The organism is Hymenobacter lapidarius (assembly GCF_001816145.1).
In the GTDB taxonomy this organism is placed as follows: domain Bacteria; phylum Bacteroidota; class Bacteroidia; order Cytophagales; family Hymenobacteraceae; genus Hymenobacter; species Hymenobacter lapidarius.
In genome coordinates this window covers 13,987-35,938 of sequence record NZ_MDZB01000164.1, presented here as the reverse complement: position 1 = coordinate 35,938, position 21,952 = coordinate 13,987, and the positions used below count along the sequence as shown (strand labels likewise).

General features: G+C 61.7%; 23 protein-coding genes and 1 tRNA gene. 12 read left to right on the top strand and 12 right to left on the bottom strand.

Features of this window, described 5'->3' with window-relative positions:
- Window positions 1-174: 174 nt before the first annotated feature.
- On the top strand, window positions 175-828 hold the full coding sequence (locus tag BEN47_RS18715) for an LEA/WHy family protein (protein WP_125921809.1): 654 nt from the start codon (window positions 175-177) through the stop codon (window positions 826-828).
- A gap of 29 nt (window positions 829-857) precedes the next feature.
- On the opposite strand, the gene BEN47_RS18710 is transcribed toward BEN47_RS18715, so the two are convergent.
- Window positions 858-1,979 carry an endonuclease/exonuclease/phosphatase family protein gene (locus BEN47_RS18710; protein WP_083322587.1) on the bottom strand — a complete coding sequence of 374 codons (1,122 nt, stop codon included), beginning with the start codon at window positions 1,977-1,979 and terminating at the stop codon, window positions 858-860.
- A 17-nt stretch (window positions 1,980-1,996) separates the two neighbouring features.
- A complete protein-coding gene (gene purE, locus BEN47_RS18705; protein WP_070730818.1) occupies window positions 1,997-2,482 on the bottom strand; it encodes a 5-(carboxyamino)imidazole ribonucleotide mutase in 486 nt (161 codons plus the stop codon).
- A gap of 202 nt (window positions 2,483-2,684) precedes the next feature.
- On the opposite strand from purE, the gene BEN47_RS18700 reads away from it, so the two are divergent.
- From BEN47_RS18700 to BEN47_RS18685, 4 genes are all read left to right on the top strand, one after another.
- Window positions 2,685-3,305: a MarC family protein gene (locus BEN47_RS18700; RefSeq protein WP_070730678.1), complete on the top strand. Its 621-nt coding sequence runs from the start codon at window positions 2,685-2,687 to the stop codon at window positions 3,303-3,305.
- A 204-nt stretch (window positions 3,306-3,509) separates the two neighbouring features.
- Window positions 3,510-4,535 carry a uroporphyrinogen decarboxylase gene (gene hemE, locus BEN47_RS18695; RefSeq protein WP_070730676.1) on the top strand — a complete coding sequence of 342 codons (1,026 nt, stop codon included), beginning with the start codon at window positions 3,510-3,512 and terminating at the stop codon, window positions 4,533-4,535.
- Between the two features lie 51 nt (window positions 4,536-4,586).
- Window positions 4,587-4,775, top strand: coding sequence for a hypothetical protein (locus tag BEN47_RS18690; protein WP_070730674.1), 189 nt, complete (start codon window positions 4,587-4,589; stop codon window positions 4,773-4,775).
- A 31-nt stretch (window positions 4,776-4,806) separates the two neighbouring features.
- The gene (locus BEN47_RS18685; RefSeq protein ID WP_070730672.1) at window positions 4,807-5,016 is read left to right on the top strand and encodes a zinc ribbon domain-containing protein YjdM; all 210 of its coding nucleotides are present in this window, start codon (window positions 4,807-4,809) and stop codon (window positions 5,014-5,016) included.
- An 8-nt stretch (window positions 5,017-5,024) separates the two neighbouring features.
- Here BEN47_RS18685 and BEN47_RS18680 read toward each other — a convergent pair whose 3' ends face one another.
- The 5 genes from BEN47_RS18680 to BEN47_RS18660 all read right to left on the bottom strand — a co-directional run bounded on the left by BEN47_RS18680 (window position 5,025) and on the right by BEN47_RS18660 (window position 10,519).
- The gene (locus BEN47_RS18680; protein ID WP_070730670.1) at window positions 5,025-6,023 is read right to left on the bottom strand and encodes a bifunctional heptose 7-phosphate kinase/heptose 1-phosphate adenyltransferase; all 999 of its coding nucleotides are present in this window, start codon (window positions 6,021-6,023) and stop codon (window positions 5,025-5,027) included.
- Window positions 6,024-6,128: 105 nt separating this feature from the next.
- Window positions 6,129-7,349 (bottom strand): pyridoxal phosphate-dependent aminotransferase, encoded by a 1,221-nt coding sequence (locus BEN47_RS18675; RefSeq protein ID WP_070730667.1) that lies wholly within the window; start codon window positions 7,347-7,349, stop codon window positions 6,129-6,131.
- A 76-nt stretch (window positions 7,350-7,425) separates the two neighbouring features.
- Window positions 7,426-9,408: a glycosyltransferase family 2 protein gene (locus tag BEN47_RS18670; RefSeq protein ID WP_070730665.1), complete on the bottom strand. Its 1,983-nt coding sequence runs from the start codon at window positions 9,406-9,408 to the stop codon at window positions 7,426-7,428.
- Between the two features lie 110 nt (window positions 9,409-9,518).
- Complete coding sequence (recR, locus tag BEN47_RS18665) at window positions 9,519-10,130, bottom strand: recombination mediator RecR (protein ID WP_070730663.1); 612 nt, start codon at window positions 10,128-10,130, stop codon at window positions 9,519-9,521.
- A gap of 107 nt (window positions 10,131-10,237) precedes the next feature.
- Complete coding sequence (locus BEN47_RS18660; RefSeq protein ID WP_070730661.1) at window positions 10,238-10,519, bottom strand: ATP-dependent Clp protease adaptor ClpS; 282 nt, start codon at window positions 10,517-10,519, stop codon at window positions 10,238-10,240.
- 178 nt (window positions 10,520-10,697) lie between these two features.
- On the opposite strand from BEN47_RS18660, the gene BEN47_RS18655 reads away from it, so the two are divergent.
- Window positions 10,698-11,384: a hypothetical protein gene (locus BEN47_RS18655; protein ID WP_239691662.1), complete on the top strand. Its 687-nt coding sequence runs from the start codon at window positions 10,698-10,700 to the stop codon at window positions 11,382-11,384.
- An 87-nt stretch (window positions 11,385-11,471) separates the two neighbouring features.
- Here the strand turns inward: BEN47_RS18655 and BEN47_RS18650 are convergent, their stop codons facing one another.
- Both BEN47_RS18650 and BEN47_RS18645 read right to left on the bottom strand, forming a co-directional pair.
- Window positions 11,472-12,113 (bottom strand): YceI family protein, encoded by a 642-nt coding sequence (locus BEN47_RS18650; protein WP_070730658.1) that lies wholly within the window; start codon window positions 12,111-12,113, stop codon window positions 11,472-11,474.
- 111 nt (window positions 12,114-12,224) lie between these two features.
- Window positions 12,225-12,680: a MarR family winged helix-turn-helix transcriptional regulator gene (locus BEN47_RS18645; RefSeq protein WP_070730657.1), complete on the bottom strand. Its 456-nt coding sequence runs from the start codon at window positions 12,678-12,680 to the stop codon at window positions 12,225-12,227.
- Between the two features lie 159 nt (window positions 12,681-12,839).
- On the opposite strand from BEN47_RS18645, the gene BEN47_RS18640 reads away from it, so the two are divergent.
- The gene (locus tag BEN47_RS18640) at window positions 12,840-13,409 is read left to right on the top strand and encodes a DUF6799 domain-containing protein (RefSeq protein WP_070730655.1); all 570 of its coding nucleotides are present in this window, start codon (window positions 12,840-12,842) and stop codon (window positions 13,407-13,409) included.
- A gap of 14 nt (window positions 13,410-13,423) precedes the next feature.
- Here BEN47_RS18640 and BEN47_RS22570 read toward each other — a convergent pair whose 3' ends face one another.
- Window positions 13,424-14,431, bottom strand: a complete 1,008-nt coding sequence (locus BEN47_RS22570; RefSeq protein ID WP_070730653.1) for an enolase C-terminal domain-like protein — start codon at window positions 14,429-14,431, stop codon at window positions 13,424-13,426.
- A gap of 356 nt (window positions 14,432-14,787) precedes the next feature.
- On the opposite strand from BEN47_RS22570, the gene BEN47_RS18630 reads away from it, so the two are divergent.
- The 4 genes from BEN47_RS18630 to BEN47_RS18615 all read left to right on the top strand — a co-directional run bounded on the left by BEN47_RS18630 (window position 14,788) and on the right by BEN47_RS18615 (window position 20,047).
- Complete coding sequence (locus BEN47_RS18630) at window positions 14,788-16,110, top strand: dicarboxylate/amino acid:cation symporter (protein ID WP_239691661.1); 1,323 nt, start codon at window positions 14,788-14,790, stop codon at window positions 16,108-16,110.
- A gap of 184 nt (window positions 16,111-16,294) precedes the next feature.
- Window positions 16,295-16,954: a hypothetical protein gene (locus BEN47_RS18625; protein ID WP_125921808.1), complete on the top strand. Its 660-nt coding sequence runs from the start codon at window positions 16,295-16,297 to the stop codon at window positions 16,952-16,954.
- Between the two features lie 101 nt (window positions 16,955-17,055).
- A complete protein-coding gene (locus BEN47_RS18620; protein ID WP_070730645.1) occupies window positions 17,056-17,607 on the top strand; it encodes a hypothetical protein in 552 nt (183 codons plus the stop codon).
- A 79-nt stretch (window positions 17,608-17,686) separates the two neighbouring features.
- Window positions 17,687-20,047 (top strand): GAF domain-containing protein, encoded by a 2,361-nt coding sequence (locus BEN47_RS18615; protein WP_125921807.1) that lies wholly within the window; start codon window positions 17,687-17,689, stop codon window positions 20,045-20,047.
- 77 nt (window positions 20,048-20,124) lie between these two features.
- Here the strand turns inward: BEN47_RS18615 and BEN47_RS18610 are convergent, their stop codons facing one another.
- A complete protein-coding gene (locus BEN47_RS18610) occupies window positions 20,125-20,817 on the bottom strand; it encodes a phosphatase PAP2 family protein (RefSeq protein ID WP_070730641.1) in 693 nt (230 codons plus the stop codon).
- A 101-nt stretch (window positions 20,818-20,918) separates the two neighbouring features.
- Window positions 20,919-21,000: transfer RNA gene (locus tag BEN47_RS18605), tRNA-Leu, on the bottom strand.
- A gap of 192 nt (window positions 21,001-21,192) precedes the next feature.
- Between BEN47_RS18605 and BEN47_RS18600 the strand changes: the two genes are divergently transcribed.
- The gene (locus BEN47_RS18600) at window positions 21,193-21,876 is read left to right on the top strand and encodes a class I SAM-dependent methyltransferase (protein WP_070730639.1); all 684 of its coding nucleotides are present in this window, start codon (window positions 21,193-21,195) and stop codon (window positions 21,874-21,876) included.
- Window positions 21,877-21,952: the final 76 nt, after the last annotated feature.

The window sequence follows — 21,952 nt, the reverse complement described above, 5'->3', positions numbered from 1 at the left end:
GGCCAGCTGCGCAGCCACTCCGGGCAGGATTCCGTTCTTCTGCCGCGAGATGCGTACCGGCAATGCCCGCGCTAAGCCGTAATTTTAGCCCCACACTAGCTCTTTCGCGTATGCGTTCTATTGGCGCCCATGTGCTTTAAAAAACTTAAATACCGTTACCGATTCAACTACCTTATGAAATTCACTTCTTACTTATATTCCGTCCGTGCAGCAGCATTAGGCGTCCTTCTGGTGACTACCACGCAGTGCAGCGTGAGCGACCAAGTAAAAGAGTCGCCCAACGCCAAGAAAAGCAACCTTTCGGCTCAGGCCCTGGAAAACCAGGCTTTTGACCGGATGCAGTTCCGCCTCAATTTTATGGATGAAGCCCGCCTGGGTGGGCAGGACATCCTGTTTGTGCGCCAGGCCACCGACCTCACTTCGGCCCAGCAAACCAAGCTGCAAACGGCGCTACAGTCCAACAACCTGCCGCTTAAGCTGCGCATGCGCATTTACGCCCGCAACCCCAGCGCGGTCAATTTGCAGCTCAAGCAGCTGGATTACCAGATACTGGTGGACGGCCGCGAGCTGACCAAAGGCGTTACCGGGCTCAACGAGGAGCTGGAGCCCAGCGCCATCATCACCCTGCCTGTGGCCGTGGACTTCAACGTGCCCGCTGCCCTGCTCAGCGGCAGCACGCCCGCGGCTTTTGCCGCCAACCTGGCCGATTTCACGGGCAGCGGCCGCCGCCTCACCATGCGCATTCGTCCTACTTACGCGAGCATTTCGGGCCGGGTAGCTCCGCAGGCCGATTTCCAGCCCATTGAGCTGGTGACCAAAAAGCGCTAGCGCGTGGAGTTGAGCTGCCCGGCCCGAGGCTAGTCCTCATCGGGCTGGGCAGCTTCGGATACGCCTTCCTCAATTTTTTCTTCCACTTCCTCGTGGTCGCTGTGGTCGGTGGCTTCCAGCTCTTTTTCCTGTTCGTGCCGGCCACCCGGCTCGTAGCTGAGGCGGAGGTAGATGGGAAAGTGGTCGGAGCCGATGTGCGCCAGCCGCTCCAACCGCTGCAGGCGGAAGTGGGAGGAGTGAAATACGTGGTCCAGGGGCCAGCGCAGCAGCTTGTGGTCGGCGTGGAACGTGGGCAGCAGGCCCCGGCCAATGCGGGGGTCCAGAAGGCGCGAAATGCGCCGGAACAACTCGGAAGTGTGCGACCACGCCACGTCGTTCAGGTCGCCGGCCACAATGGTGGGGCCTTCGTGCCCCCTAATGGCTTTGCCCACCACCAGCAGCTCGGCATCGCGCTTGGCGCTGGTCTTGGCCTCCTGCGGGGCCGGCGGCTTGGGGTGCAGAAAATGCATGTTGACCGAAACCCCGTTGGGCAGCACGGCGCACCCATGAAAGGAAGGAACATCGGAGTCGAGAATGTACCGTATCTGCGGCTCCAGCAACGGCAACCGCGAAAACACTAGCATCCCGTAGGTGTTGGGCAGGGGCGCGTGGCAGGTGTACGGGTACTGTTCTTCGATGCGCTCCAGCTGGCTCAGCCACCAGTCGTCGGTTTCGACGGCCAGCACAATGTCGGGCCGCAGGTTGTTGATGTGGCCCAGCAGGCGCGACGCGTCGCGGTTGTGCATCAACACATTGGCCACGATGATGCTCAGGTGGTGGTCGTTGTCATCGGCCGGGCGGGAAGCGTCGGCCGTCTGCAGGCTGTGCAGGGGCGTGTAGGGCCAGATGCGGCTGGCCTGGTACATCAGGGCTACGGCCAGGGCTACCACGAAAATAGTGTGGCCCAGGCTGGAGGCGGTGGGCAGTACCAGGGCAGCGAGCAGGCTCAGGGTCAGGCCGGCCACAATTTGCAGGCGCGGAAAGTCACAGGCGCGAATCCACCACGCGGTTTGGCGAAGAATGGGCAGCAGCGTGGCCATCAAGGCCACTCCTCCCACTCCCCACAGCACCCAGTGGGCCACGGTAAGTAGCAAAGTGTAAAAATCAGTCATTGATGGGTATTACGGGGTTACACATCGTCCTGAAAGCCGCCTTTGCGCAGCTCTTCAATGGTGCGCATCACCCGGTCTTTTAACGTTGTGCGGTATTTTTCGAGGACATCGGCCAGACGGGCATTGTGGATGGCCAGCATCTGGGTGGCCAGCACGGCGGCATTGGCGGCGCTGTCGATGCCCACGGTGGCCACGGGCACGCCCGCCGGCATCTGAATCATGCTCAAAATGGAATCGAGCCCCTGAATGGAAATGGTGCTGTTAATGGGCACCCCAATCACGGGAATGGTGGTGAAGGCGGCCACCATGCCGGGCAGGTGGGCCGCCCCGCCCCCCCCGGCAATGAGCACGCGCAGGCCGCGCTTGCGCGCCGACTCGGCGTATTCGACCATGCGGTGGGGCGTGCGGTGGGGCGAGACGAGGGTGATTTCGTAGGGAATACCGAATTGACGAAGCACGTCGGCCGCGCCGGACATGGTTTTCAAGTCTGATTTCGACCCCATGATGATGCCCACAATCGGGGTTTCGGTGAGGGGACGGTCGGTGTCGGAGCCGGAGGCAGGGCCACCGGTGGAAGAATCAGGAAGCATGGAGGGGAAGCGTAAGGAAAGCGGGTTTCATACGGCCGAGCTCAAAATTTCGCCGATGAAGCGGCAAAATAAGACTTTTCCACTCAGCCCGAAGCTTCTCCTACCTTTGCGGGCTATGGAAATTCTGCTCGCCACCTTCACCACGCTCTTTTCCATCGTCAATCCATTTGGGGCGATGCCGGTTTTTCTTACCCTCACCGCCGATGACCGGCCGTCGGACCGGGCCAAAACGGCCCTGCGGGCCTGCATTTACATGGTGGCCATTCTCAGTGTCGCTTTTTTTGGCGGCCAGTACATCCTCAATTTTTTTGGCATCAACATCCAGCACCTGCGCATAGCGGGCGGCATTCTGCTCATGCGCTCGGCGTTTGAGCTGCTCACGCCGGGTGCCAACCGCGACCGGGTGGGCCCCGCCGCGCTCGAAGAAAGCAAGCACAAGGACGACATCAGCTTCACGCCGCTGGCCATGCCAATGCTGTCGGGGCCGGGCTCCATGGCCATTTGCATCGGCCTCATCCGCCCAACGTACGTGGACAAAGCCATGACCGTGGCCGGCTTTGCGCTGGTGGCCCTGGCGGCGTTCATCATCCTGCTGTTTTCACTGCGCCTCACCAAAGTACTGGGCAAGCCGGGCATGGCGGCCATGGCGCGCATCATCGGCTTCATCACGCTGGCCATTGGGGTCAATTTCTTCGCGTCGGCCATTGCGGCCCTCTTTCCGGGACTCACGCGGTAGGGCTTCACTGACCAAACCAGCGGGCAAACCGAATGGGTTGAGGCAACGCTACTGCAGTGGCAATTAGCCACTCCGCTCCGCCGGGCTGCTTTACCTGGCCCGACACAACATTCTTATTTAAACGCCAGCCTGCGCCAACGCGGCGTTTTGCTTCGAGCCTGAGTAAACACGCGGCGGCTGGTCATCGTACCTTTGCCCTTCGATATGCTAAAAAACGACCTTTTCCTCCGTGCCGCCCGCGGCGAAGCCACCGAACGCACCCCCGTGTGGCTGATGCGCCAGGCTGGCCGCATCCTCCCCGAATACCGTGCCCTGCGCGGCCGTCTCTCCGGCTTCAAAGAGCTGGTGGAAACGCCCGAGCTAGCCGCCGAAGTCACCATCCAGCCCATCGACGCGCTGGACGTGGACGCCGCCATCATCTTTTCCGACATTCTGGTGGTGCCAGATGCCATGGGCCTGCGCTACGAAATGGTGGAAGCCCGCGGCCCGCTGTTCCCCGAAGTCATCAAGTCGGCGGCCGACGTGGACAAGCTCCGCGTGCCCGATCCTGAAGAAGGCCTCGGCTACGTGCTGGAAGCCCTGCGCATCACCAAAAAAGCCCTCAATGGCCGCGTGCCGCTCATCGGCTTCGCCGGCGCTCCTTGGACGCTGCTGGCTTACATGGTAGAAGGCTCGGGCTCCAAAACCTTCAGCAAAGCCCGCGGCATGCTCTACCGCGAGCCCGCCCTGGCCCACCGCCTGCTGGCCAAAATCACGGCCACCACCATTGCCTACCTACAGGCGCAGGTAGCCGCCGGTGCTCAGGTGGTGCAGATATTCGACTCCTGGGCTGGCACCCTGCCGCCCGACCACTACCGCGAATTTTCCAGCCGCTACATCGCCGAAATCACCGAGGCGTTGTCGCCGCTGGTGCCCGTCACGGTATTTGCCAAAGGCGCCTGGTGGGCCGTGGAGGATTTTGCCGCCACGTCCTGCCGCACCATAGGCCTCGACTGGAACCAGGACCCCGCCCAGGTGCGCCTGCAAGCCGGCAACAAGACCCTGCAAGGCAACCTCGACCCCTGCGCCCTCTACGGCACGCCCGAACAGGTGAAAGAGGCTACCGAGACCATGCTCCGCAAGTTTGCCGGCGGCCCGCACATCGCCAACCTCGGCCACGGCGTGTACCCCGACACCGACCCGAACAACGTGCGCGTATTCGTGGACACGGTGAAGGCCTGGCGCGGGTAACAAACAGTCGAACGCAAGGACTTTCCGCTGCTCACTATTTCGAAACTGATAATGCCTGCATTCGGCTCCACCTTTTATTTCACGCTGGCCGCGCTCTTCGTGCTGATGGTTTTTATGTGGCGGTGGCTCCTGCGCAAGCCCGAGCGCACGCGCACGGAGACCTTCATGGTGGCGCTGATTTCGCTGGGCAGCCTTTCGCCCGTCTTTTTTCTTCTCTACCTCTGGCTGTTTCGCCGGTAGCATCAGCCCAGCGCCACTTCTCCCCTTTTCCATGGACGTTAAAGACAGCAACGGCACATTGCTTGCCGAAGGCGACTCCGTTACCCTCATTAAAGACCTCAAGGTGAAAGGTTCTTCCCTGACCCTGAAGCGCGGCACGGTGGTTAAAAACATCCGCCTCACCAACAGCGCGGGCGAAATAGAGGGCCGGGCCGGCGGCAGCACCATGGTGCTCAAAACCGAGTTTTTGAAGAAGGCCTGATACCCAGGCTACAGCAACCCGGCTTCCTGCGCTTCTTTCAGCAGCCGCTGTTTCTCCACGGGCACCACGCCCACCTGCTCGCACACCAGCCCGCCGCCCAGGTTGGCCAGCGCGGCCGTGAACGCCGCCGGCTGCCCCAGGGCCACGCACAGCGCGGCAATGCTGATAACGGTGTCCCCTGCGCCGGACACATCGGAAATGGTGCGCAGATGCGCCGGCAGGTAGGTTTTCTGTTCCTCCTGCTGGGCAAAAACGCCGTGTTCTGAGAGCGTGACCAACACCGTTTCGGGCGTAAGCTCCTCGCGCAGCCGGGCCACGGCGGCCTCAAAACCGAACCGGTCGGTGGTGGGCTCGCCAAACTCCAGCTTCAGGCCTTCGCGTAGCTCTTTCAGGTTGGGCTTGAAGAGCGTGCAGTGGCGGTAGGCCAGAAAATTCTTCTTTTTGGGGTCTACTACCGTGGGAATGTTGCGCTGCCGCGCCCGCGCAATGCACTCCGTGATAATGGCTTCGTTGAGCACGCCCTTGTCGTAATCCTCGAACACCACCACATCGGCGCGGTCCAGTAGGTCGTCGTAGGCGGCCAGCAGCTGCGTGCGCTCGTCGTCATTCAGGTCGGTTTCCACTTCCGAGTCAATGCGCAGCAGTTGCTGGCCGTGGGCCAGGATGCGCTGCTTCACCGTGGTGGGCCGGTGGGAGCTGCGGATGATTCCTTCCGAAGCCAGCTGCTGTTCATGCAGCAACTGCAGGAGCTGGTCGCCGCCGGCATCGGCCCCAATCACGGCGCAGAGCAGCGGCGTGGCTCCCAGCGCCTGCACGTTGAGAGCCACGTTTGCGGCCCCGCCCAAACGGTTTTCGGTGCGGGCCACGTGCACCACGGGTACGGGCGCCTCGGGCGAGAGCCGCGTGGCGCGGCCCCACACATAAGCATCCACCATTACGTCGCCAATAATGAGGACGCGCAGGTTGTTGAAATTATCAAAAAGGGTTGTCAGGGAATCAACGGGCATGTTGCAAAGGTAGGAACGCGCCTTGGCGCGTTCAATCGTTGAACGGCAATGGTGGGATGGGCACAAGAGAGCCGAGCAGGGCGCCGAACGCGCCAAGGCACGTTCCTACAGCTTGGCCAGGCTTTCCTTTACCCGCCGAAACGCTTCCACGAGCTTGTCATCGGCGGCAGCGGTGCTGAAGCGGATGCACTCCGGCGCCCCGAAGGCGTCGCCCGACACGGCAGCTACCAGCGCATCGTTGAGGAGGTACATGGCCAGATCCATCGAATTGTCGATGGTACTGCCATCGGGCGCCGTGCGGCCGAAATAGGCCGATACCTCCGGGAAAATGTAGAAGGCGCCGCTGGGCGTGGGCGTTTTAAAGCCGGGAATGTCGCGCACAATATCCAACACAAGGTCGCGGCGGCGGCGGTAGGCGGCCACCATTTCGTCGGCCGAGGCCCGGCCCCCTTGCAGGGCCGCCAGCCCGGCGCGCTGAGTGATGGAGCACGTGCCGGACGTCACCTGGCTTTGCATTTTCTCGCAGGCGGCGGCGATATCAAGGCGCGCGGCCAGGTAGCCCAGGCGCCAGCCGGTCATGGCGTAGCCTTTGGAAAAGCCGTTCACGGTAATCACCCGGTCCGTCACCGCCGGGAATTGCGCCAGGCTCACGTGCTCGCCCACGAAGTTGATGTACTCGTAAATCTCATCGGCCAAGGCGTACACCTGCGGGTGCCGCGCCAGCACTTCGGCAATGGCCCCCAGCTCGGCGCGGCTGAACACCGACCCCGTGGGGTTGCAGGGCGACGAATACATGATGAGCTTGGTGCGCTCCGTGATGGCGGCCTCGAGCTGCGCGGCCGTCACCTTGTAGTCGTTTTCCAGCGTGCCCGACAAGGGCACGGCGGTGCCTTCGGCCAGCTTCACCATCTCCTCGTAGCTCACCCAGTAGGGCGAAAACACGATTACCTCGTCGCCGGGGTTCACCAAGCTGAGCACGGCATTGGCTAATGACTGCTTAGCGCCGGTGCTCACCACTATCTGGTTGGGCAGAAAATCCAAGTCGTTGTCGCGCTTGAATTTGTCGCAGATGGCTTGGCGCAGCTCCGGAATGCCGGGCACGGGCGTGTAGAACGTGTAGCCGTCGTCCAGCGCCTTCTTGGCCGCGTCCTTAATGTACTGCGGGGTCTGGAAGTCGGGCTCGCCAAAGCTGAGGTTGATAACGTCGAAGCCCTTGGCGAGGAATTCCCGGCTTTTCTTGGCCATGGCAATGGTGGCCGACTCGTTCATGGCCTGAATGCGGTCGGAGAGCGGCGAATCGGGCGCGAAGGTGGCAGTGCTGGACATAATTAGGCGAAGTGGAGAATTCGACCGCAAAGCTACGCGCCGGGCACCGGTGGCGCGGCCCCGCCTGCCTCCTTCCCTACCCCAGCCGCCGCCAGCACCGCCATAGCACGCTCAGGTCCATGCCGGGCTCGTAGTCCTTGGCATACAGCAGCTCCAGCCGCCGCTTGGTCACTTCGTTGAGCGGAGTGCTCGACACCGCGGCATCGGCCGGCGAGAGCACCGCCGGCACCGCCCGGGCCGAGGGGGCCATGTGGCGCAGTCCCACCCAGGTGCGGGTGCCCAGCAGCACCGCCAGGCAGTTGCGCAAATACTGCCCTTTGCTCGCCTGAAACCAGACAAGACCCGGCGCCAGCAGCAGCAGCCCGGCACTGCTCAGCAGGTCGAGCAGGCGTTTGGCGCGCGCCTGCTGGGGCTTGTACAGGTTGAGGGCAATTTCGAGGGTGTAGTAGTCGCCGGGCGTGTCTTTGCTGCTGCTGCCGATGATGTACTGGCTGTCTTCGGGCAGAATTTTGTAGGCCACCGGCGGCTCGCTGGGCAGGCTGAGCATCAGGGCAATAATCTGGCTGGCCGCTAGGTCTTTGCCACAGAAAATGAGCTCATCCAGTGCGTATAGCCGGATAATGTCGGCCAGCTGGTGCAGCTCGCCCAGGGGCTCTTCGGGGAGCGGCGAGGCCAGCGGGGTTTCGGTGCGCACGGCCACGGGCGCCACACTGATGTAGCCTATCACGCGGGCCTGCACGCCGGCCGCTTCCAGCAGGTGACGCACGCGGCGGCTTTCGGGCCCGGAGCCCACAATGGCAATGTTTTTAGGCCGACGCTCGCTCAGGCGCAGATTGCGGTGCTTCGCAAAATGGGCCACCAGCTGCCGCCCCACCACGGCCGCCACCGCCCAGGCCCCGCCCAGAATAATCAGGGCCTTGGAAAAACGCCAGGCGTCCAGAAAGTTAGACGCGGCCGAAATCAGCAGCGTACCTACGAAGATGCCGCGCACCACCCGCGACGTTTTCACTGGCGGGTCGTAGGCGCCGCTGATGTAGGCCGAAGTCAGCCAAACCAGGATGTAAGCGGGCACGGCCACGGTCAGGTACTGCGGCGGGTAGTTACCGGGCACAAACTTGTGGTTGTCTTCCCAATAAGACTTCAAAAAGTACATGCCCACCCAAATCAGGCCGGCGTCGAGCAGCAGCGGGGTCGCCCGCCGCAGCAGGCGCTCGAGCAGCGCCGCGCCGGCCCGCAGCCAGATGGCCGCATTTATCAGCAGCGAAAACAACCCGGCCCGACCCGGCGCGAAGTGCTTGCGGGCAAAGATGACCATGGCCCGGTAAAACACGAACACGAAGTTGACGCTGGTGCGCTTCGTGCTCTCGCCTTTGTAGTGAATGATGCGCGTGCCGGGGAAGTAGTAGTTTTTCCAGCCACCCTGGGTAAGGCGGTACGAGAGGTCAATGTCCTCGCCGTACATGAAATACGCTTCGTCGAGCAGCCCGATGTGGTCCAGGGCCGCTTTGCGCAGCAGCATAAATGCGCCGCTCAGCACCTCCACCTCGTGGGTTTCTTCAGGGCTGAGGAAGCCCAAGTGGTAGCGTCCAAACGTGCGCGACTTAGGCATAAGCTTGGCCAGGCCAAACATCTTGTAGAACGCCACCGCGGGCGTGGGCAGCGCGCGCTTGCTCTCGGGTAGAAACCGGCCCTGGCCGTCCAGCATTTTCACGCCCAGCCCCCCGCAGTCGGGGTGCGCATCCATAAAGTCGCAGCACGCCCGGAAGGTGTCTTCCTCCACTACGGTGTCGGGATTCAGCAGCAGCTGGTACTCGCCGGTAGCGCGCCGCAGGGCCTGGTTGTTGGCCTTGGAAAAGCCCGGGTTGTCGCGGTTGGTAATGAGTACCACCTCCGGAAACCGGGCCCTCACCATCGTCACCGAGCCATCAACGGAGTTGTTATCGACCACAAAAACCTCCACCGGCTGGCCTAGCTTCTCCACCGCCCGCCGCACCGAGAGCAGCGCCTGCTCCAGAAAATAGCAGACGTTGTAATTGACAATAACGACGGAGAGCTTCACTTTTTAGCTGTTAGCTATTGGCTGCTAGCTAGTAGCTTTTTGCAGCCGGTGCCTGCACCAATGAGGTGAGAACAACAAAGCTAACGGCTATCGGCTAGTAAGCCAACGGCTCATTTCTGGCGCAGACGGTCCACAATGCTACGGCCCAGGGTAATTTCGTCGGCGTATTCCAGCTCGCCGCCCATGGGAATGCCGCGGGCAATGGTGCTGATGTGCACGTGGGGCAGGTCGCGCAACCGGCGCGAGAGGTAAAACGCCGTGGTGTCGCCCTCCATGGTGGGGCTGATGGCGAGGATGACCTCGCGCACCTCCGACTCCTCTTCGGCCGCGCGGGACACCAGCGAATCGATGTGCAAATCGGAAGGACCCACGCCCTCAATGGGCGAAATAACGCCGCCCAGTACATGGTAAACGCCTTTGTACTGGCCCGTATTTTCAATGGCGATAACGTCGCGTACGTCCGACACCACGCAGACGAGGCTATGGTCGCGCAGCTTGTTGGCGCAGATGCCGCATTCCTCGGCGTCGGAAATGCTGTGGCAGGTGCGGCAATACGTGATTTCAAAGCGCATCTTGGCCAGGGCTTCGGCCAGCGAAGCGGTGGTGTCCATTTCGGCTTTAAGCAGGTGCAACGCCAGGCGCAACGCGGTTTTGCGGCCTATGCCGGGCAGCCGGGCCAACTCGCCTACCGCGTTTTCAATCAGTTTAGAGGGAAACTCCATTAATTCAGCTGTTAGCTTTTAGCCGTTAGCTACTAGCTTCACGTAGCAGCTTCCCGGCCCAATTGCCCAAAAAGCTGCCAGCTACTGGCTAAAAGCTAACAGCTTATTTAAATCACCTCGGCCGAAATGCCGCGGTCATGAATGGCGGTGCAAAGGGGCTCCAGCTCCTCGTAGGTGCCTATTTTAACGGCGCATTTCCCCTTGTAATGAATGAGCAGGGTGCACTGCTCGGCCTGCTCCGGCTGGTGCCCGCACACGTCAATGAGCGTTTTGATGACGTGGTCGAAGGTGTTGACTTCATCGTTGTACACAACCAGGTTGCGCAGCTCGGCTTCTTCTTCAAGCAGCAGGACGTCCTCGTCTCTCTCAATTTGCGGGCGGGTGTTCATAGAGCAAAATTACGCAGGAAAGGCCGCGTGGGGTAGCGGATAATAACTGAAAACCGCGGTGTTTCGTTTCGTTGAAAGCGGCTGTTTCTAAAATAGAACGGCATCTTTCTGCCCCGCGCCACCCGGCCGCCCTAGCTGGGCCAGGCTGTACCGTGTTCATGGCTGCAACGGTGGCCCTGTGGCCTTGCGCGACACCTGCCGCCGCAACCCGCGCCGGGCCCGGTCCGTCTTGGTAGGCAGCGCGGCCTCGGGACCATTCCGGCGCCGCTTTCACGCTGATTTATTCCCGCTCGATTACACCCGCTACGTGCCCGTTCCCTCCTCCGATTTTAAAAAAGCCCTCAAGCGCCTCCCCGAAAGCGAGAAGGAGGCCCTGCTCCTCCGGGCCGTGCGCCGCGACGCGGAACTGTATGAGACCTTCCGCTTTGAGCTGCTGGCCGACGTCACCCTAGCCCAGATTCAAGAGGAAGCCGCCGACCGCATTCACGAGCTGTTTAACCTGGCCGTATCGGGCCGGCTGCTCAACCGCAGCCTCGTGAAAGCCCTGCGGGCCAGCGTGCAGGAAGCCGCCCGGGCCCGGCGCATCACCAAAAACAAGCAGGTTGAAATCGACCTGCTCCTCTACATCATGCGGCAATGCACCGACAACTATTCCGGGCAGTTTGACAGCGTGTACGATGGTTTTTTCAACGCCACGGCCCGCCTGGCGGCCCGCCTACCCTCACTGGTCCTCAAAGCCTTGCACGAAGATTTATGGCTGGAATACAAATCGGACATTGATGACGTATTGGGCCAGCTCCACAACCGCAGCAAAAGCCGCCACCTCAAATTTGAGCTGCCCCGGGAGTTTGCAATTCCTAGCTAATTGCCAGCCTGCTGCATTACAAAAGAGACCCTGCCGGTACCGGCAGGGTCTCTTTTGTAATGCAACTTACGCTGTTCAATCCAACGCTTAGTTTTTGGCGATGATGTTGAAAGTCAAGTCAAAATCGTCGTAGATGGCCTTGTCGGCAATGGTGTCGGGCAGGGATTTCGACATCGTGGTCAGACCGAACTTAGTGCGGTCGATGGTCACTTTGCCCGTGGCGGCGGCCACGCCACCCTTCACGCCCACTTTGGCGGGGAAGCTGATGCGCTGCGTCACGCCTTTGATGGTCATATCGCCGGCGATGGTGGCGTTGTCGGCGTCCTTGGCGGCCCCCTTCAGGGGCGTTACGCTCACGATTTTAAAGGTAGAAATCGGGTTATCGGCAACGTCGAAGAACTGGTTGCTGCTCATGTGACCCACAAATTTGCCCTGGGTTTCGGCGTCCTTGATGTCGGTGGCTTTCAGCGTCTTCATGTCCACGGTCACGGTGCCGCCCACAATGGCGTTGCCCTTCACCAGCAGCTCGCCCGTGGTGAACTGCATGGTGCCGTTGTGGCCGTGGGTTACGGCTTTGCCTTCCCAGCCCAGGGTGCTCAGTTGGGTCTGCAGCTTGTAGGCGGGAGCGTTGGTGGCCATTTTGGCGCTGTTCATCTTTTGGGCCAAAGCAGCGGGAGCGGCGCCGAGCACGGCGATGGCGAACAAGGCGGGCAACAGGAATTTTTTCATCTGAAAAAGAAAATTAAGAAACGAGAAATAAATCAGGAAAAGGCTTGAGCCGGGGCGTCAACGAAAAAATGTGCCACAATGAAATTTCGCTGGCGCCCGGGCTTGGTGGGGTTAGTCTTCGGTTCGAATTTTATCCAGCAGGGCGTTGAGCTGCTGCACTTCGGTGGCACTCAGGTGGCGCAGGCCGCTCACGTCGATGATGCCGTCCTGCTCAATGCGGCTGAGCAGGTCGAGCCCGGCGGCGGTGATGCGGATGTCGACGGCCCGGCGGTTGGCGGGGCACACGGTGCGCGTCACCAGCTGCTTTTCTTCGAGGCGGTCCACAATGCGGGAGGCGTTGCTGGTCTTGTCCAGCATGCGGTCAATCAGCAGCGCCACCGTGGCGGGCAGCGGGTGCTGCCCCCGCAAAATGCGCAGGATGTTGAATTGCGGCAGCGTGAGGCCGTACGGCTTAAAAGCCGTGGCCTGGCGCAGCTGCAGCCAGCCGGCCGTATACACCAGGTTGATGTGGCCCTTCTGGTGCTCGTCGCGGAAAATGGGCTGTTTGATTTCGTCTTCGATGCGCATAGTAGGGAAGTAGAACCAGCTGCAAATTTATGTACATACATTTAATGTTGCAACATTGCTCCTGATTTATTTGAAATTATTATTTCCTGAATGAAACGCAAATCACCCAAACCTGGCACTTCACGTATTGAGACCTATTCACCTCCATTTCCATTTCTTATGTATCGTATCCTCCTGATAACGCTGGCAGTGGCTTGCCTGGCCACAGCACCTCGCTTCGCGGCTGCCCAAGCGGGCGGCTTCCCCGTGCAGACCACGGCCCGCACCCAATTCGTATTCAAAGACGGCGAGGTGATGCGCCGCGAAGGCAGCCAGCTCACGCCCCTCACTCAGAACGTCAAGCTAAGCAGCGGCGTTAAAATCAACTACAAAAACGGCATCGTGGAGATGCCCGCCGACAAGTTTAATCCGCAGGGCAAGAAGCTGACGCTGCGCGAGGGCGACTATGTGCGCGCCGATGGCGGCGTGGTGTTTGCCACGCCCGGCAGCGCCGCCGCGGCCCGGGGCCAAGCCCCCAACGGCCCCAGCGGCAAGTACAGCACCTACGTGCAGCGCGGCCCCGGCTACGCCGACCCGGCCGTGCGCGCGTCCCTGCTCACCAAAAAAGTGGAGCTCCTCACCCAAAAAGTCAACCTGCTCAGCCAAGGCCGTACGGACTTGCCCAACACCAAAGAAATAGACGACCAACTCGCCCAGCTCGAAACCCAGCTCACCACTACGCCCCAGTAGCGCGGGCGAGTGCGCTATTCCCGCAGCGTCAGTAGCCCGGCGCGCTCCTCCACCAGCCCAAACGGCTCGTCTTTCACTATCAAAAATCCGTCGAGGTCGTGCACATCAGCCAGCCTGCTGATGTGCATGGCGGCGGCAATGCCCACGCTGGTTTCCACCATGCAGCCCAGCATGGGCACCAGGCCGTGCTGCCGGGCACTGCGCAGCTGCGCAATGCCCCGCCGGTAGCCGCCCGCCTTCATCAGCTTCACGTTCACGCCGTGAAACTGGGTGGCGATGTCGGCAAAGTCGGCCGTGTCCGTCACCGATTCGTCGGCCAGCAGCGGCAGCGGGCTGCGCGGGCGCAGGTAGCGGTACTCGTCGGCCAGCGCGGCGGGCAGTGGCTGCTCCAGAAACCGCAGGTGCAGGCCGGGCAGCCGGGCGGCCTGCTCCAGAAAGCGCAGCACGCTGTCGGCGTCGGGCCAGGTTTCGTTGCCGTCCACCAGCAGGGCGTGCCCGGGCAGCAGGCGCGCCACTTCGCGCAGCAGGTCCAAGCTTTCGAGCTGGTTGACTTTGATTTTGAGGAGCTGGAACCGGCCGGCGTCCTGCGTCCGCAGAAAATCCGCAATGGCGCCGGTTTCCATAATAGGAAGCGAAAATGCCGTGGGCACGGCCGCGGCCGGGGCCGGCACGCCCAGCCACTGCCACACCGGCTGGCCGGCGCGCGCGGCCAGCCATTGCACCAGCGCCGCCTCCAAGGCAAAGCCCAGCGCGTGCGCCACCGGCGTGGCCGCGAGCAAGGCATCGAGCGCCGCCAGCGAGTCCACCCCGGCCAGGCCTTGGGCCTGCAAGTCCTCGAACTGCTGCTGAAGCAGCACCGGCGACTCCTCGTAGCGCACATTGGGGGCGGCCTCCCCGGTGCCCGCGCAGCCCTCCCCCGCCACCCGCACCAGCAGGTTGGTTTTGCTGGACGAGGCGTTGCGCGAAATTTTCCAGACGTAGCGCAGCTCCAGTTGCTGGGAAGTGAGGGACCAGGTGGGCATGATAAAGCTAGGGCGGAAGGCAGGTGAGGGGTTAAAGATGCGGCCGAAAACTCCACAGCCTACGTCGGCACCGAAAATTCGGGTGCGCCGCGGGGGCCGGGCGCCAGCAGCAATAACCTAATCCGGCCATTATCAGGCCCCAACGCCCGCCGTTGCGCCCCCATTTTCTCTGGCTGGACACTAGCCGCCGGGGCATATGAAGGATTACTGGCGGGATAATGCCGTTCTTTAGGCCTTCATTCCGTTTTCACGGCTTTTTTAGTTGCATGACGAAATCACGTTTACCCCTCCTGGCGGCTATCCTATTGCTGATAGCCGGTATAGTTACCGTTCTGGCCGCAAATAACTTACTGGCTATGCCCGTTGCGGTCCCGGTTGCGTTGCGGTGGCTGGCCCTGGTGGCAGTGGCCGCCGCTGTGGCCCCGCGCCGCTCGCTCACCCTCTGGATAGTGGTGAGCATGCTCGTAGGCATTGAGCTCGGCAACGACGCGCCCGAAGTGGCCGTCAACTTTAAAGTGCTCAGCGATGCCTTCCTGCGCTTGGTAAAAACCATTATTGCGCCGCTTGTTTTTGCCACGCTGGTCGTGGGCATTGCCGGGCACGCCAACCTCAAGCAGGTGGGCCGCATGGGCCTGAAGTCGCTGATTTACTTTGAAGTCGTGACCACCTTCGCCCTCTTCATCGGCCTGGCGGCCATTAACCTCACCAAAGCCGGTGTGGGCATCAGCCAAGTTGGCGTGAAAGAAGAAGTGCTGGCCGCCGCCCCCAAGCAGTCGGCCGCCGACATCATCCTGCACATCTTCCCCGAAAACATTGCCAAGTCCGTGGCCGAGGGCCAGGTGCTGCAGGTGGTCATCTTCGCCATTCTGTTCGCCATTGGCCTGGCCATGACGCCCGAGCGCCCCCGCCGCGTGATGCTGGAGTTCTGCGAGAGCCTGTCGGAGGTGATGTTCAAATTCACCAACGTGGTGATGTACTTTGCTCCGCTGGGCGTGGGCGGCGCTCTGGCCTACACAGTGGGCAAAATGGGCTTCGCTCCGCTCTTCAACGCCCTCCAGCTGCTGCTCACCTTGTACGGCGCCCTCATTGCCTTCGTGCTGCTGATACTGCTGCCGGTAGCCCTCATTGCACGGCTCCCGCTGCGCCGCTTCGTGGCCGCCGTGGCCGAGCCCGTGAGCATTGCCTTCGCCACCACTTCTTCTGAAGCGGCCCTGCCCCGGGCCATGGAAGCCATGGAGGGCATTGGCGTGCCGCGCCGCATTGTGGCGTTTGTAATGCCCACGGGCTACTCCTTCAACCTGGACGGCACCACGCTCTACCTCTCCCTGGCGGCGGTATTTGTAGCGCAGGCGGCGGGCGTACCCTTTACCTTCGGCGAGCAGCTGCTCATGGTGTTCACGCTCATGCTCACCAGCAAAGGCGTGGCCGGAGTGCCCCGCGCGTCCTTGGTAATCCTGCTGGCTACCGTGGCCTCGTTCAATCTGCCGCCGTGGCCGGTATTCATCATTCTGGGCATTGATGCCCTGATGGATATGGCGCGTACGGCAGTGAACGTGCTGGGCAACTGTCTAGCTTCGGCCGTTGTAGCCCGCTGGGAAGGCGAGTTTATTGACGATTACCAGGGGCCCGACCCCACAGTGATTGAACAAGGCCCGTCAGGGCCGGAATTAAGCAGATGAGTAGGCGGCCATTTTTCGGGCAGTCGCAGGTTTTTTCGTCCCACTCACCGAGATTCAGGCCATTCTATGGCGGGCTTGTGGTAATTTAGCGACTGGTACCGGCCACGGCCGTGTGTTTCTCTGCCTGCTGGTATTTTCTGCTGTTTTGCTTGTCTTTTCTCCTTGCTATCATTACTTTACATCTATGAAGCTTACTCGTCGTCTCGCCCTGTTGGCCTTCGCGCCGGCCCTGCTGGCAGCGCCAGCCTGTGTGTCGGTCAAGTCCATGATGAAAGGTCCTCCCACAGCGGCCATTTCCAACCGCCTGCCCGCGTTGGAGATTCTGGCTGACCAGGGCCCGCTGGCGATGAACGACGGTGCCCTGCCCGAGGACCCGTTGAAGCTCTTCACCCAGGAGTGCCACTCCAACCTCACCGAGCCCACCGACACCGCCACCTTCGGCTACGCCAAGCTGGTGGTGAAAAAGGTGAAAACCCTGCGCACGGGCCGGGGACTGCAGGGCATTCAGGTGCTTACTTTCCTGCTGCCGGCAGTAGTGGGCGTACCCCTGGAATGGTACAAAACCACACTGCAGGCAGAGCTGCAGGTGAGCGACGCTTCCGGCAACCTCATCGGGTCCTACGTGGGTACCGGCACCTCCGCCGTGAAAGTGGCCATGTACCACGGCTACTCGCAAACCACCGCGCCGCGCCTGGCCGACATCATTGCCCTACGGGGTGCCATGGCTCAGATTCGCCCCCAGCTCGACACTGCCACGGCCCGCCTGCGGCCCCTGCTGTTAGCCGGCGGTACCGTGGACAACCCCACGCTGCCTTCGTCGTCGGTAGTTACCGGTAGCCGGTAGGCCGTCGCCACTTTCTTCCACTGACCTTAATGGGGCCCGTGGCGCTCTCCATCCCCGCCAGTGAGGGGACCGAGCGCCACGGGCCTTATCTTTGGGTGGCTATGGCTCTTCTTATATTCTTCCGTCCAACTACTGTCTTTTTTCTGGGTGCGCTGCTCTTTAGCGGCTGCTGCGCAAACAACACCTGCGACTGCCAGGACGCCCAGGCGGACGCCATCAACCTGCGGTTTTCGCCGGCCTTTGCGCCGGCCGACCTGGATACCATCGTCGTGCAGCGCTCGCCGCTCCCCTATTTAGCCACCAACAAGGTGGAATCGGTGACGATAATCCGGACGGCAGCCCAGCTCCGCGATACCCTGCGCATTAACAACACGGCCCCTTTTCCGCAGGTGAGCACCACCAAGCTCGATGGCTACCGCTACGTAATCCAATACCTGGCGCAGCAGCCCAAAAGCAAGCCTGAAGTTACTACCTTGCTCATAATCAACGAAGTGTCGCTTAATGGCCGCCTCGATGGCGATGGCTGCTGCACCTGCTACACCAACACCGAAAAAGTGGTGAACGCCACCAAGCCCAAGGGCGCCACCACGTCCGCCGACAGTACCTTCACCATCGACCTGAACCAGAAGCCTGTTATCGAGCTGACTAAGTAGCCAGGACGAGGCGGCTTGCGTATAACTTGTACTTGCCGCGCCGCACCCATTGGCCCGCAACCGGTATATTATCGTCCCCATGCCCGCTGACTCCCCTACCCTGACGCCCCCGCCGGTATCCACCGTACCGAAACTGGATGCGCCCTTCGCTTTTCCCTTCCGCTCCACGCTCAGCCTGGAGCCGCTGATTGACTATTGGACCAAGCGCGAGCAGGCCAGCAATGCCGGGGTGGTGCTGCTGGCGCGGGCCATTGGCGAGCAGGTGGCCCAGGCGCCTTTGGCCCGCGGCCCGCTCACCGACTATTCGGTGCTGGAATGCAACTGCGACCTGGTAGAAACCCTGATGCTGGCGGTGTTCCCACCGGCGTCCTTTGCCTCCGACATCAGCGGCGTGGTGGCGCCGTTTCAGCGGCGCAGCTTCTACTCCACGCCGCTGTTTCAGGAGGTGATGCTGAACAAGGAGGGCATCATCAAGCAGCCGCTCAACATTGACATGGCCGCCATGGACCGGCAGATGGGCCTGATGGCGTACCACCTGGTGCTGCACCGCGTGTACGGAGCCGAAATGCCGCCCCTGGGCACCATTGTGTTCACGGTGCCCGACTACCAGATTGGGCTGTACCGGCACTACGGAGTTGATTTCAACTCGGACTTTGTGAACGTGAAGGTGGTAGGCGAGCCGCCGGTGCTGACGCCCGAGCAAATGGATTTGCTGGTGCACAACCGCCACCGGCCCGACCTGTGGCAGTCGCTGCTGCCCGCCGAGCATTTTGAGCTGGAGGGCTTCAACGTCATCCAGCTGGTGGACATCACGGACCAGGAGATACTCTCGGAGCTGAAATACGACCTGCTGGAACGCGACGTGCTGCAAACCCCGGCCCGGTTCGAGCAGATTCAGGAGAAGCTGCGGGTGCTGTTTGCGCAGCCTTCGCTGCAGCTTGGCATTGCGGCGTACGACGAGAAAAAGCGGGCGTTTGTGGATTTCGGACGCAAAATCAACCACAGCTTTCTCACCAAGCAGGTACAGCACCAGTCGGCCGACAGCAGCTTCCGGCAGCTATACGACCGGCTGTTGCGGGAGCGGGAGCCGCTGGTGCTCAAGGACGTGGCCACGGCCGACATTCCCGAAGACCTGCGCGCGCAAATAATGAGCTTGGGCACGCGCTCCGCCATTCTGGCGCTGCTGCCCTACGGCAACGACACCGTGGGCTTACTGGAGCTGGGCACGCCCGAAGTGAACGGCCTCGACGAGTTTGAGCTCGACAAGGTGGCGCAGTTCCTGCCCTTGTTTGCCGTGGCCGTGAAACGCAACGCCGAGGACCTGCAGGCCCGGGTGCACGCCATTATCCGGGAGAAATTCACGGCCATCCACCCCACCATGGAGTGGCGCTTTATGGACGCGGCCCGCAACCTGCTCACCCAGCTTGAATCCGGCAACCGCACGGCCGAAATGGAAGCCATTGTGTTTGAAGACGTGTACCCGCTGCACGGCTCCTGCGACATCCGGGGCAGCAGCACGGTGCGCAACGAAGCCATTCAGGGCGACCTGGTTGAGCACCTCACGCTGGCCAGAAAAGTACTAAACAAGGCCTCCGAGTTCCAGCAGCTGCCTATTCTGGACGAGCTGAAGTTCTACGTGACCAAAAACCTGAAGCGCCTGAATGAGGGCATGCTCTCCGGCGACGAAGCCAACATCTACGACTCGTTGAAGCGCGAAGTGGAGCCGCTGTTTGAGTACCTGGCCGCGCACACGCCGGAGCTGCGGCCGGTTATCACCAAGTACTGGAGCAACATCGACCCCAAGCTGGGCATCCTCTATAAGCGGCGCCAGGACTTCGAAACCAGTGTGACCACGCTCAACGATGCCGTGAGCGACTACCTCGACGACGAAGAGGAAAAGGCGCAGCACATGTTCCCGCACTACTTCCAGCGGTACAAAACCGACGGGGTGGAGTTCAACATTTACGTGGGCGGCACGCTGGTAGATAACAAGCCGTTTGACCTGGTTTTCCTGAAAAACCTGCGCCTGTGGCAACTGCTGACCATGGTTGAAATCACGCGGCGCACCGCCGCGCTGAAGGCCACCTTGCCCGTCCCGCTGGACACCACCCAGCTGATTCTCATTCACGGGCAGCCGCTCAGCATCCGGTTCCGGCAGGACGAGCGGCAGTTTGACGTGGACGGCGCGTACAACATCCGCTACGAAATCATCAAGAAGCGGATTGACAAGGCGACGGTTATGGGCACCGGCGAGCGACTGACGCAGCCCGGTACCATTGCGCTGGTGTACGCCCAAACCCGCGAAGCCGTGGAGTACTACGAGTACATTGACTACCTGCAGGACCGAGGCCTACTCGAATCCGACGTCGAAGAGCTGGAGCTGGAAGAGTTGCAGGGCGTGAAGGGCCTGCTGGCCCTGCGCGTGCGCGTGCGGCTATAGCGGCAAGCAACTACGGAACCAGAAACGGGGCGATGTGGGGCTGCTACGGCCCGGCATCGCCCCGTGTGCTGCGTGGCTTATTCCGACAGGGTATCGGCCCCCATCACCTCTTTTTCTTCTTTCCAGAAAAGCCGGATGCCAAGGCGACAGGCCACGAGCCAGGCGGCTCCGCCGGCAAAGCCCGCCAGCACGTCGGTGGCGTAGTGGGCGTGCAGATACACGCGCGTGAGCCCGATAAGCAGGGTCCACAGCAGCAGCGGCACCACCCATCCCGGCCGCCCAAAGTGCCGGGCCAGCAGCCAAGCCAGGCAGCCGTAGAACGTAACGGCCAGCATGGCGTGGCCGCTGGGAAAGCTCAGGCCCAGGGTTTGCAGCAGGGCATTGCTGGGCCGCGGCCGGTTGAAATACGTCTTCAGGAGCTGGTTGAGGATGATGCCGCCGAGCATGGCCAGCACCAGGTGCCAGGCTTCGCGGGTGTGGCCGGCGCGGTGCAGCAACACCGGCACCGCAATGCCTACCGGCAACAAAAAGGGCAGGGCCGCAAAAAAGGTAACGAACCGCATCGGGCCGGTGAGGTCGGGAAACCGGTACCGCAGCTCGTCCATTAGCCCCCCCGCCCAATCGTCGAGGGCCATGGAGTGGTGCACAAACACCACCCGGCTCATGTAGAAAAACAGGGCAAATCCTGCCACAAATAGCACAGCGCCGAGCACCACTTCGGCCGTGAGCAGGCCAATGAGCGTTAGTAAGCGGGACGTGAAGCGGTTCATAGGCACTTGGGGTGAGCCAACAGGGGCGCGGCTGCGGGGTTATAGCCCAAATACGCAAAACGAAAAAAGCCAGCCCAAATGGGCTGGCTTTTTCAGAAACGTGCGCTCGGGGAGACTCGAACTCCCACACCTTGCGGAACTGCCGCCTGAAGACAGCGCGTCTACCAATTTCGCCACAAGCGCATGCAGTGGACAAAAAGCCGCTCTTTCCGTTAGAAAAATGCGACCTTTTGATGACACAAAGATACGGCCCTATTTCGCAGCGGCGCAACACACGCCGCTTTTTTTTCGTGTTTTGTGCTGCTCCAAGGGCATCGGGGATTGTTTCTCAGTTACTTGCTTGCGCATAGTTTCTTGACTGTTTCTGTTTTTTGCATGCCCAACCCTGCTGCCGGCACCTCCCACCTGCCACCGTCGTCCCAACTGCCCACGGGTTTTGATGCCGTAGCCTGGTGCTACGACGCCATGGCCGGGCTGGTGTTTGGCCCCGCGCTGAAAAAGGCCCAGCGGGCCGCGCTGGCGGGCCTGCCCGCGGGGGCACCCCGGGTGCTGGTGCTGGGCGGCGGCACGGGCTGGGTGCTCAACGAGGTGCTGCAGCTGCGCCCCGAAGCCACGGTCCTGTACCTGGAGGCCTCGACCAGGATGCTGGCCCGTGCCCAGGCCCGGCTGCACCGCGAGATGCCGCAGGCAGCCGCCCAGGTGGAGTTCCGGCACGGCACGCAGGCCATGCTGCAGCCCCACGAAAGGTTTGAGGCACTGGTCACCTTTTTTGTGCTGGACTGCATTTCCGCCAGCGAAATTACGCAGGCCCTGGCGCGGCTGCGGGCGGCCATGCGGCCCGGGGCAGTGTGGCTCCTGGCCGACTTCCGCCCCGCCCACCGGGGCTGGCGCTGGGTGCTGCTTCGGCTGATGTACGCCTTTTTCCGCCTCACCACCGGCCTGCGGGCCCGCGAACTGCCGGACCTGCACCCGGCGCTGGCGCGCCTCGGACTCCGCCCGAAGCGCACCACGGTATTTTATGGAGGAGGCATGGAGGCCACCGTGTTTACCGAGGCGTAGCGGGGCGGCGGTACTGTGATTTTTCCGCAACTTTGTACGGCCTCATTCATTCCACTGGCCCCTTTATTTTGGGCTT

Excerpts from the sequence above, each read along its gene's own strand:
- BEN47_RS18715 (WP_125921809.1), top strand. The coding sequence starts at position 175 with ATGAAATTCACTTCTTACTTATATTCCGTCCGTGCAGCAGCATTAGGC.
- BEN47_RS18710 (WP_083322587.1), bottom strand. The coding sequence starts at position 1,979 with ATGACTGATTTTTACACTTTGCTACTTACCGTGGCCCACTGGGTGCTG.
- purE (WP_070730818.1), bottom strand. The coding sequence starts at position 2,482 with ATGGGGTCGAAATCAGACTTGAAAACCATGTCCGGCGCGGCCGACGTG.
- BEN47_RS18700 (WP_070730678.1), top strand. The coding sequence starts at position 2,685 with ATGGAAATTCTGCTCGCCACCTTCACCACGCTCTTTTCCATCGTCAAT.
- hemE (WP_070730676.1), top strand. The coding sequence starts at position 3,510 with ATGCTAAAAAACGACCTTTTCCTCCGTGCCGCCCGCGGCGAAGCCACC.
- BEN47_RS18690 (WP_070730674.1), top strand. The coding sequence starts at position 4,587 with ATGCCTGCATTCGGCTCCACCTTTTATTTCACGCTGGCCGCGCTCTTC.
- BEN47_RS18685 (WP_070730672.1), top strand. The coding sequence starts at position 4,807 with ATGGACGTTAAAGACAGCAACGGCACATTGCTTGCCGAAGGCGACTCC.
- BEN47_RS18680 (WP_070730670.1), bottom strand. The coding sequence starts at position 6,023 with ATGCCCGTTGATTCCCTGACAACCCTTTTTGATAATTTCAACAACCTG.
- BEN47_RS18675 (WP_070730667.1), bottom strand. The coding sequence starts at position 7,349 with ATGTCCAGCACTGCCACCTTCGCGCCCGATTCGCCGCTCTCCGACCGC.
- recR (WP_070730663.1), bottom strand. The coding sequence starts at position 10,130 with ATGGAGTTTCCCTCTAAACTGATTGAAAACGCGGTAGGCGAGTTGGCC.
- BEN47_RS18660 (WP_070730661.1), bottom strand. The coding sequence starts at position 10,519 with ATGAACACCCGCCCGCAAATTGAGAGAGACGAGGACGTCCTGCTGCTT.
- BEN47_RS18650 (WP_070730658.1), bottom strand. The coding sequence starts at position 12,113 with ATGAAAAAATTCCTGTTGCCCGCCTTGTTCGCCATCGCCGTGCTCGGC.
- BEN47_RS18645 (WP_070730657.1), bottom strand. The coding sequence starts at position 12,680 with ATGCGCATCGAAGACGAAATCAAACAGCCCATTTTCCGCGACGAGCAC.
- BEN47_RS18640 (WP_070730655.1), top strand. The coding sequence starts at position 12,840 with ATGTATCGTATCCTCCTGATAACGCTGGCAGTGGCTTGCCTGGCCACA.
- BEN47_RS22570 (WP_070730653.1), bottom strand. The coding sequence starts at position 14,431 with ATGCCCACCTGGTCCCTCACTTCCCAGCAACTGGAGCTGCGCTACGTC.
- BEN47_RS18630 (WP_239691661.1), top strand. The coding sequence starts at position 14,788 with ATGCCCGTTGCGGTCCCGGTTGCGTTGCGGTGGCTGGCCCTGGTGGCA.
- BEN47_RS18625 (WP_125921808.1), top strand. The coding sequence starts at position 16,295 with ATGAAGCTTACTCGTCGTCTCGCCCTGTTGGCCTTCGCGCCGGCCCTG.
- BEN47_RS18620 (WP_070730645.1), top strand. The coding sequence starts at position 17,056 with ATGGCTCTTCTTATATTCTTCCGTCCAACTACTGTCTTTTTTCTGGGT.
- BEN47_RS18615 (WP_125921807.1), top strand. The coding sequence starts at position 17,687 with ATGCCCGCTGACTCCCCTACCCTGACGCCCCCGCCGGTATCCACCGTA.
- BEN47_RS18610 (WP_070730641.1), bottom strand. The coding sequence starts at position 20,817 with ATGAACCGCTTCACGTCCCGCTTACTAACGCTCATTGGCCTGCTCACG.
- BEN47_RS18600 (WP_070730639.1), top strand. The coding sequence starts at position 21,193 with ATGCCCAACCCTGCTGCCGGCACCTCCCACCTGCCACCGTCGTCCCAA.